Here is a 7,504-nt window from a genome sequence, read left to right on the forward strand (position 1 = left end):
CAACAAGGAACTCCTCGTCATCCCCGGAGCCTCCCACGTGGACCTCTACGACAACCTGGAAAAAATCCCCTTCGAAAAGCTGAACGAATTCTTCAAGACAAACTTGAAGTAAGCAAAAGTCATCTAACCGCGACAATTATCGCTGCTGTTCAAGGTCACAAATTGTGACCTTTGTTGCTTATTCACGCCAGCGTGTAGCTTTTATCCAGCAATTTCTTGATTTCGGTTAGCGGCACCGTTCCGTCAAGGAGGACGGTTACCCAGCTTTTCTTGTTCATGTGGTATGCGGGGAGGTAGCCAGGCTTTTTCAGGAGTCCCAGCAATTCCTTCGGGACTATCTTGAAGTTCGCCACTTCGATAATCTCGTCGCCTTTGAGGCCAACTTTTGATTTTTCGACAGTCCCCAATAGGCAATACCATTTCTTGTTTTCGTGCTTGCGGATGGCGGCGAATTGCGGAAACCGTTCCCACAGATATTCGGGCTTGTCTCCGTATTTTTGCTCCGCGTATCCAATCAGGTCATTCGCTGATTTCCTTTTGAAAATCTGCGTCTCGAAACATTCGCCTATAAATTTATCCGTAATAACGGAAACTTCTTTGCGGATGCGACCCACGAGGGCCCCCTGCACTGACAGCACCGAAAACAGTAGGTATTCTTCGCCGGAATCGTTGTCGAAGACCTTGACTGAAACCTTCTTGCCCCGTCCCACTCTGATTTCCAGACGGAATTGCCCGCCAAGTATTTCGCGGACGAGCGCATAGTTAGACCCTTCCTTCGTGAACCCGAACGGAATGAGCTTCTTGACAAGGAGTTTCTTGCCGTTGAATTGTTCTTCGATGCCTGTCACAAACGAAAAGATAGATAAATTTATTTTTTGGCTTTGTCAAGAACTTGCCAACGGAAAAATTTTTTCCTAAATTCGCTTGCGAAATCAACGTGTAGCGGTCCCGCATAAGTCCAGTTGTAAGGCTTTGCGGGCTTTTTTTATGGCGATTCCATGCGGTTTCGCCAAGAGGAATTTATGAGCGGAAAACAGAAATTCACTTTCCTTATGCTGTTGCTTGGACTGCTTTCGGCATTTGGCCCCTTCGTGACGGACCTTTACTTGCCGGCCCTCCCGAGCCTTGCCGATTACTTTGCGGCAAGCCCCTCGATGGCACAGCTGAGCCTCACCATGAGCATGCTCGGGCTTTCGGTGGGGCAGCTCTTTGTAGGCCCGCTGAGCGACAAGTACGGCCGCAAAAAGTTGTTGCTAGTTTGTCTGTTGCTTTTTGTTTGCGGGACTGTCGCTTGCATTGTCGCGCCGAACATCGTAACCTTCAACGTGTTTCGTTTGTTGCAGGGCATGGCGGCGTCCGGCGGCATCGTGATAGCGCGTTCCATTTCGGCGGATTCCTACCGTGGTCCCGTCCTCACCAAGTTCCTTGCCATGGTGAGCGCTGTGAACGGAGTCGCCCCGATTATAGCCCCGGTGCTAGGCGGATTCTTGCTGAATTTCATGAGCTGGAAGGGAACTTTTGCGGTGTTGCTTCTGTACGGCGCATTGCTGCTCTTTATGTCAGGGAAATTCCAGGAATCGCTCTCGGTAAAACGCCGCAGCAAAAAATCTGTCTTTGCGAGCTTTAGCTTGTATGCAAAAGTGTTCAAGAACCGCGCCTACGTATCGTATTTCTTGGTATGCACATTCCCAATGATTATCTTGTTCGGGTATATCGCGTCTTCGCCGTTTATCTACCAAAAAATCTACGGTCTTTCGCCTGTCGGCTTTAGCCTGTGCTTTGCGCTGAATGCCGTTTTCACGGCCATCGGTTGCGCGTTGTCGGGTAAATTCGGCAGCGAATTCAAGGCCCTGAAAATCGCAGGTACGGGAATGTTCGTTTTCGCAATTGCCGTTGCTGTCACCCTCATGACGCACGCTTTACTCCCGATTCTGCAAGTCGCTTTCATGGGGCTTACGTTCATGTTCGGCATGAGTCAGCCCCCTGCAAACGCATTGGCTTTGAATGCGGAACGTGCTAATGCAGGCACCGCAGCCGCGGCCATCGGGGCATCGGGCTTCTTGATGGGCGGAATCGTCTCTCCGCTGGTCGGCATGGGGGACATTGCCTCAAGTGTCTCGATCGTCCTAGTTGTGGGTGCCGTTTTGACGCTTGTGGCTGTGTTTTATTCTAGGTAAGCAAACCTGCTTGTGTGTGCCGACGCTGTCGCCCTACCTAGTCAATAGCAACATTCAGTTCGCAGGAACTAAACAGAACTGCGTTCCCGGTTATAGAAACGCTCTCGCCGTTTACCTCGCAAAGTAAAACCCCTTCTCGTTTTGAAGCTTGAAATGCTTTGATATTCCTCTTTCCGAGAACGCTTGACCAATAGGGGGCAATCATACAGTGCGTAGAGCCTGTTACAGGATCTTCATATATATTTAACTGAGGTGCGAAAACTCTAGAAACGCAGTCGAATCCATCATCCCCCTTTGCCGTCACTCCAATGCAAGTGCCGCCCAATTCTTTTAAGTCTTTTTCACTTGGACTCATATTTTTAATCGAATCAACAGAATCAAATACACAAAGTAAGTCTCTGTCGAAAAAGGCTTCCTTCGGTTTTGCGCCAAAGGCCTTCGTCATCAAATCTGTAACAGGAACCGGTTTGAGCGAAAACGCGGGGAAAGACATGGTGATGCCTTTTTCTTTTCTCTTGGCAATAAAATCGCCTTTTTGCCGCGTATGGAAGACAATAGTCGAAGATTTTTTCTCGTAAAAAGAGAACAACACAAAGCTAGTGCCTAGTGTAGCATGCCCACAAAAATCAATTTCGCCGCCAAGAGCGAACCAGCGCAAGTCATAACAACCGTCGCTATTCTTTACGGTAAACGCTGTTTCTGAAAAATTATTTTCTATTGCAATGTTTTGCATCAGATCGTCCGGAATCCATTTTTCCATGACACAAACTGCAGCTTGATTTCCCTTGAACAACTTGTCCGTAAAGGCGTCGACGATGTATTGTTTCATTAGAATGCCTATCTAAAAATGCGCTTCATTGCGCATGTCCAATATACATTATTATGCACAAAAGGCATAGTGAGTCATAGCAAATAAGTATTTTGAATCGCTCGCACAATTATTTATATTGTGTGTATGCGAAACATTGTCCTTATAGCGTTGTTCTTTCTCGTGGCCTGCAGCGACGCCGCGAGCCATTCGTCGCAACCTGAAACTCAGACGCCGAAATCATCCGCAAGTAAAACGCCCGGCGCAGTACCAACAAGTTCATCTACCCAAACGGAGGCTCCCGTGAAACTCAAAATCCATGTGAACGATACCATCTTCACGGCAACGCTTGAAGAAAATTCCTCGGCCGAGGCCTTCGCCGAATTCCTCGCGCAGGGCGACATGACGCTCGACATGCACGACTACGGCAGTTTCGAGAAGGTGGCCGACCTGCCGCGCAGTTTTCCGCGCAACGACAAGCAAATCGACACCGACGCAGGCGACATCATCCTTTACCAGGGCAATTCCATCACCATCTACTACGACAAGAATTCCTGGAACTTCACGCGCCTCGCACGTATCGACAACGTAAACAAGAAACGCCTCCAGCAGATCCTCGGCAAAGGGAACGTGAAGGCGACATTTTCGGTGGAATAAACAGCGAAAGCTCTAACATTTTACGTTTCATCCATGATTCTCCTAATAGTTCTCGCTGTAGCGTTTGCCTTTGGTACATGCTAAAAAAAACTTCTTGAAATGCAAATGCAAGAACATAATTGCACAGTGTGCAAAATAAGCGAAAGAATGTATAACTATGTCTATTTATGAAAAAAGACTTGACTTAGAGTAGACTCAAAGGTTTATATTATCTATAAAAGGAGACGTGTTATGGAAAGAATCAAGTTGAACGACGGTGTCGAAATTCCGACAGTGGGTTTTGGCGTATTCATGATTCCGAACGGTGGTGAAACTTACCGTGCCGTGCTGGACGCACTCAAGGCGGGGTATCGACATATCGATACGGCAGCCGCCTATATGAATGAAAGCGATGTAGGCAAGGCCGTCCGCGATTCGGGTATCAAGCGCGACGAAGTCTTTATTACAAGCAAACTCTGGCTGCAGGATTATGGCTACGATGCGGCCAAGAAAGGTGTCGATACATCTCTCAAGAACCTGGGCATGGATTACATGGACCTTTACTTGCTGCACCAGCCTTACGGTGATGTCGAAGGGGCTTGGAAGGCTTTAGAAGAAGCAAAGGAAGCGGGAAAAATTCGTTCTATTGGCGTAAGCAATATGACGCCGAAAATTTGGAACAGCTTCGTGCCCCGTTTTTCGACAATTCCAAGCGTGAACCAGGTGGAATGCAACCCCTATTTCCAGCAGAAGGAACTGCGCAAGCTTCTTGACCCGCAAGGCGTCAGGCTGGAAGCATGGTATCCTCTGGGACACGGTGACAAGGAGTTGCTTGCCAGCGAGATTGTCGTTGCGCTGGCAAAAAAATACGGCAAGAACGCAGGGCAGGTGATTCTCCGGTTTGAAATCCAGAGCGGGATCATCGTATTGCCCAAGTCTACTAACCCGGAGCGCATCAAGGGGAATCTTGATATCTTCGACTTTGAACTCTCCGAAGGCGAAATGGAGCAAATGAGGGCTTTGGACAAGGGGAAAGGGACCCACGATCCGGAAGCTCCCGGCGTGGGCGAAATGCTCCTGAATAATTACAAGATTCACGAGTAAAATGTAATGGGTTTTATTCGCTGTATGTTGAATACGTTGTTTGCTGCGGCTTTCCTGATGTCGCCGGTCGTTGCTGCGTCCGATGACGAATCCAAAATCAAGGCTCTTTATGGGCAGATGTGCAAGGCCATGGTCCAAAAGGACATGGCTACTATGAACGAAATCCATGACGATGATTTTCAGCTTGTGCACATGACCGGTTCTCGCATGAACAAGAAGGAATATCTGGATGCTGTCAAGGATGGAACACTTAACTACTATTCCATGGAACATGACGAAATTTTTGTGACTGTGGATGGCGACAGTGCAACGCTCAAGGGCAAGAGTCGGGTAAATGCGGCTGTTTATGGCGGCGGACGCCACACCTGGCGCTTGCAACAAGATATGAAACTAAAAAAAGTTCGCGGCAAGTGGAAGTTCACTTTCTCGCAGGCGAGCACTTATTAAAGGAGTGAAAATGGATTACAGGCAAGGTTATGTTTACGAATTGATGGATAACGGCGGCCCTACCGACGTTCGGGAAAGTTATTTCAAGGAGGCCGTTGACGAGATGATGCGGTCGCGTGTTCTTTGCGCCAAGGCCAACGCCAAGTTGCCCGACGATCCCGGCTATGTCAAGGACCTAGAAGAACTATTCGGCCGGAGCCTCGACGGAATCCGAATTTTGACCCCGTTCATTTGCGATTTCGGGAACCGCGTCAAGTTCGGCAAGGGCGTATTCATCAACCATTCCGCCATCCTGAGCGCTTCGGGCGGAATCGAGTTTGAAGACGGGGTTTCCATTGCTCCGGGAGTGCGTATCGCGACAATCAACCACGATTTCAACGAACGGCATACTAAGTACACCTACGGCAAGGTCACCATCAAGAGAAATGCATGGATTGGTATGAACGTGACGATTTGCCCGGGCGTGACCGTCGGCGAATATGCAGTGGTTGCTGCGGGAGCCGTACTCACGAAGGATGTGCCCGCCTATGCTGTGGTGGGAGGCGTCCCTGCGAAAGTCATCAAGATGCAGGACCCGACCGAACAGAAAGAAAGATAGCCCGAAAGGAACACTCCATGAAAAAACTCGCTAGAATTTACACTCTTGTCTTAACGTTCGCGCTTGCCCTGCTCTCCTTGGTGGGCTGTGCCGAGCGCAACAGGACTGACCAGAACGCCGATGCGGATTTCTCGAAAAAAGGCGATGTGCTGGTCGTGTATTTCACCTGGTCTGGACACCTGCGGAGCATGGCGCACTGGATTGCCGACGAAGTCGGAGCCGATTACGCCCGCATCTTGCGCAAGGAAGAATACCCTGTTAGCTACAACGAAACCGTCGATGTCGCCAAAAAGGAAAAGGACGAAAACATTTATCCCGAGATAAACCTCTCCCTGAGCGACGAAGAAATGGAACGTTACAAGACCGTGTTTGTCGGCTTTCCGGTCTGGTGGTACGACGTGCCGATGCCCGTGATGACATTCCTGAAGCAGGCGAACCTGCAAGGCAAAAACGTCTATGCGTTCTTCTCTCACGAAGGGTCGTCCGATGGTGCAGGGAGCCTCCCTACGCTCGAAAAGCTGATGCAGGCGAAGGGCGCCGCATTCGACAAGAAAACCGCCCTTTCTGTGCGCGGAAGCAAGGTCAAGGATTCCGAAGCCGTTGTCCGCGAATGGGTGAAGGCGCTCTCGAAATAATAAACGAGGTCAAATCTTGATTTTTCGTCTAGACAAAATAGCGCTTCGTTGGATGGTGGTTTTGGCTTTTGCCTGTGCCACGGGTTCCGCTGCTGTCGAAGCAGATTCCGTAACAACCTCGGTGACTGTCGATACCGCGCAAAAGCTTTCTCCGCTCAATCACCTGGGCCATAACATGTTGCTGAGTGCGTTCGGCTGGCCGCTCGGGTTCCACATGCTCGGTGGAGCGCTTACGTACAAGTTCTCGATGGAAAATAACGACTTGATGGTGGCGCGTTTTGCGGCCCGTCAGGACCAGTTGGCGTACGGCATCGCGTTCACTCCCGGCATGATGATGGGGACGTTCTTCCCGATTCTTGTTCCGGGCTACATGTACTTTATCAGCGACAACCGCGCGCTGAACAACACCGGTGCCGTCGCCGTGCAGGCCACCGCCGTGGCGTTCCTCTACAACAACATCCTCAAGGCGATTTCGGCTCGCGAGCACCCTGACGCGGAACTCAACAGCGGCGAGCGTTCCCGCGATTTCAAATGGGGATTTTTTAGGCGCGGCGTCTTTTACGGCTGGCCCTCGGGGCATTCCATGACCAACGCGGCCATGGCCATGAGCATCGCAAGCTACAACCGCGACAAGCCTCTCGTCGTGGCGGGCTGCGCCCTGTATACAGGCTACATCGCGACAAGCATGGTGCTCGGCGCAAAAGGAGAAGCCCACTGGTTTTCCGACGCCGTCGCGGGCACCCTGATGGGAGCCTCCATCGGCTGGTACATCGGTAGCGTGTTCTACAAGGAAAAAGTCGGCGAAAAGCAGACCCCGCCCAAGGTCACCATCGCCCCGCTATTCTTTGACGACACCAAAGGCGCCGTGCTCAGCGTGAGAATATAATTTTCCACTATGCGTACCACGCATACTGAGCATGAAAATTAAGCATTTTGCGCATGCTTCGAAAATATTTATATTATATGCGAAACATTTCGGAGTAGTCCAATGAAATTCAAATTTTTAACACTATTTTCAATCCTTGCGCTCGCTGCGAGCGTGTTTGCGGAGAGTGCCATGAGCAACATTACGGTAAACCTGCGCTATACGGGTAAGAAC

The 7,504-nt window shown here is 50.1% G+C and carries 9 protein-coding genes and 1 pseudogene; 8 read left to right on the plus strand and 2 right to left on the minus strand.

Translation table 11 applies throughout. The features are described 5' to 3' along the window. Positions 1–112: pseudogene (locus HUF13_RS17690) on the plus strand (alpha/beta hydrolase); the annotation flags it as partial. Between the two features lie 70 nt (positions 113–182). Here HUF13_RS17690 and HUF13_RS16875 read toward each other — a convergent pair. Next, the gene (locus tag HUF13_RS16875) at positions 183–848 is read right to left on the minus strand and encodes an MmcQ/YjbR family DNA-binding protein (protein ID WP_173476193.1); all 666 of its coding nucleotides are present in this window, start codon (positions 846–848) and stop codon (positions 183–185) included. Positions 849–1,022: 174 nt separating this feature from the next. On the opposite strand from HUF13_RS16875, the gene HUF13_RS16880 reads away from it, so the two are divergent. After that, complete coding sequence (locus tag HUF13_RS16880) at positions 1,023–2,177, plus strand: Bcr/CflA family efflux MFS transporter (RefSeq protein WP_173476194.1); 1,155 nt, start codon at positions 1,023–1,025, stop codon at positions 2,175–2,177. Positions 2,178–2,214: 37 nt separating this feature from the next. Here HUF13_RS16880 and HUF13_RS16885 read toward each other — a convergent pair whose 3' ends face one another. Continuing rightward, entirely contained in the window at positions 2,215–3,006 is a 792-nt protein-coding gene (locus tag HUF13_RS16885; RefSeq protein ID WP_173476195.1) for a PhzF family phenazine biosynthesis protein, read from the minus strand. A 282-nt stretch (positions 3,007–3,288) separates the two neighbouring features. On the opposite strand from HUF13_RS16885, the gene HUF13_RS16890 reads away from it, so the two are divergent. The 6 genes from HUF13_RS16890 to HUF13_RS16915 all read left to right on the plus strand — a co-directional run bounded on the left by HUF13_RS16890 (position 3,289) and on the right by HUF13_RS16915 (position 7,291). Continuing rightward, positions 3,289–3,642: a cyclophilin-like fold protein gene (locus HUF13_RS16890; RefSeq protein WP_173476196.1), complete on the plus strand. Its 354-nt coding sequence runs from the start codon at positions 3,289–3,291 to the stop codon at positions 3,640–3,642. Between the two features lie 231 nt (positions 3,643–3,873). Continuing rightward, entirely contained in the window at positions 3,874–4,725 is an 852-nt protein-coding gene (locus HUF13_RS16895) for an aldo/keto reductase (protein ID WP_173476197.1), read from the plus strand. 6 nt (positions 4,726–4,731) lie between these two features. After that, positions 4,732–5,172 (plus strand): nuclear transport factor 2 family protein, encoded by a 441-nt coding sequence (locus tag HUF13_RS16900; RefSeq protein WP_173476198.1) that lies wholly within the window; start codon positions 4,732–4,734, stop codon positions 5,170–5,172. Between the two features lie 10 nt (positions 5,173–5,182). Then, on the plus strand, positions 5,183–5,770 hold the full coding sequence (locus HUF13_RS16905) for a DapH/DapD/GlmU-related protein (protein WP_173476199.1): 588 nt from the start codon (positions 5,183–5,185) through the stop codon (positions 5,768–5,770). A gap of 17 nt (positions 5,771–5,787) precedes the next feature. Beyond that, positions 5,788–6,405, plus strand: coding sequence for a flavodoxin (locus HUF13_RS16910; RefSeq protein WP_173476200.1), 618 nt, complete (start codon positions 5,788–5,790; stop codon positions 6,403–6,405). A 16-nt stretch (positions 6,406–6,421) separates the two neighbouring features. Then, positions 6,422–7,291, plus strand: a complete 870-nt coding sequence (locus tag HUF13_RS16915; protein ID WP_173476201.1) for a phosphatase PAP2 family protein — start codon at positions 6,422–6,424, stop codon at positions 7,289–7,291. Positions 7,292–7,504: the final 213 nt, after the last annotated feature.

The organism is Fibrobacter succinogenes (assembly GCF_902779965.1).
Taxonomy (GTDB): Bacteria; Fibrobacterota; Fibrobacteria; order Fibrobacterales; family Fibrobacteraceae; genus Fibrobacter; species Fibrobacter succinogenes_F.